Consider the following 1800-nt stretch of genomic DNA (forward strand, 5'->3'; position numbering starts at 1 on the left):
GAAAGCTGGAGACTTCGGGAGTGACGTCGCTGTGGCTGACGGCGGCGCTCTTCGAGCAGATGCAGGCGCGGCAGCCGAAGGCCCTGGCCAGTGTCCGTCAGTTGCTGGCGGGCGGCGACGCGCTGCCGGTGTCGCGCGTGAAGGAGCGGCTGGCAGCGGGCGGCGTGCTCATCAACGGGTACGGCCCGACGGAGAACACGACGTTCTCCAGCACGTACCGGATGGAGAAGCCGGAGGAAGTGGGCGCTTCGGTGTCCATTGGCCGACCGGTGAAGAACACGGTGGCCTACGTGCTGGACGGGGCAATGCGTCCGGTGCCTGTGGGCGTGCCCGGTGAGCTGTACGTGGGCGGAGACGGCTTGGCTGTGGGGTACGTGGGACGCCCGGAGCTGACGGCGGAGCGCTTCGTACCGAGCCCATACGGAGAGGGAGAGCGGCTGTACCGCACGGGCGACGTGGTGCGGTGGTTGAGGAATGGAACGTTGGAGTTCCAGGGCCGAGCGGACACGCAGGTGAAGGTGCGCGGCTACCGCATTGAGCTGGGCGAAGTGGAAGCGGCGCTGGCCCAGCACAGTGGCGTCAACGAAGCGGTGGTGGTGGCTCGCGAGGACGGGAGTGAAGGCAAGAGGTTGGTGGCCTACGTGACGGCGCAGGAAGGCGCCTTGCTGGACGCGGGTGCACTGCGGAGCCACATGAAGCAGCGCCTGCCGGAGTACATGGTGCCGTCGGTGTATGTGGTGCTGGAGTCGTTGCCGCTGACGCCCAACGGGAAGGTGGACCGCAAGGCGCTGCCCGCCCCGGATGCACAAGGTCCGAAGACGGCGCACTTCGAGGCGCCTCGAACGGCGACCGAGAAGGCGCTGGCCGCTATCTTTACCGAGGTTCTGAACGTCGAGCGCGTCGGACTGGAGGGGGACTTCTTCGAGCTGGGCGGGCACTCGCTGCTGGCCACGCAGTTGGTCTCGCGCGTGAGGGAGGAACTCCAAGTAGAGCTCCCGCTACGAGACATCTTCGAGTCCTCCACCGTGGGGAAGCTGGCTGAACGGATCGACGCTTCACGCGGGACGGCGGAGGCCGCGGTCCGAGCACCACCCATGACGCGCGCGTCTCGGAGCGATGCGCTGCCGCTGTCATTCGCGCAGCAGCGGTTGTGGTTCCTCGACCAGTTGGAGCCAGGCAGCCCGTTCTACAACGTCCCTTCGGTGGTGAAGCTGATTGGGCGTCTGCAAACGACCGCGTTGGAGGCCAGCTTCGGTGAACTCGTACGTCGGCACGAGTCCTTGCGCACGACGTTCCGTGTCAGTGGTGGTGAACCCGTACAGGTCATCGCAACGGAGCCGCTGCGGCCTTTCCAGCAGCTCGACTTCAGCGAGTTGGAAACGGAGCGCGAATCCGCGGTCCGGAGCTGGATCGAGGAGGAGATTCAGCGTCCGTTCAACCTGGAGGTGGGCCCGCTGCTGAGGGCGACGCTGCTGAAGGAGGGGGATGAGGCGCACGTGTTGGTGCTGGTGATGCACCACATCGTGTCGGACGGGTGGTCGATGGGCGTGCTGGTGAGGGAGTTGGTGGCGCTGTACGAGGCGTACTCGCAGGGGAGGGAGTCACCGCTTTGCGAGCTGGAGGTGCAGTACGCGGACTACGCGGTGTGGCAGCGAGAGTGGCTGAAGGGGGAGGTGCTGGAGGAGCAGCTGGTGTACTGGAGGAAGCAGCTGGCTGGTGCGCCCGCGGCGCTGGAGTTGCCGACGGACAAGGTGAGGCCGGCGGTCCAGACGTACCGAGGGGACACGCGAGGAATGGAGT

Annotated in this window: 1 pseudogene; it reads left to right on the top strand. The window is 66.5% G+C overall.

Annotated elements, in window-relative coordinates:
- Positions 1 to 5 precede the first annotated feature (5 nt).
- Positions 6 to 1800: pseudogene (locus G4D87_RS37315) on the top strand (condensation domain-containing protein); the annotation flags it as partial.

Origin of the sequence: Myxococcus vastator (assembly GCF_010894475.1) — a bacterium.
Taxonomy (GTDB): Bacteria; Myxococcota; Myxococcia; order Myxococcales; family Myxococcaceae; genus Myxococcus; species Myxococcus vastator.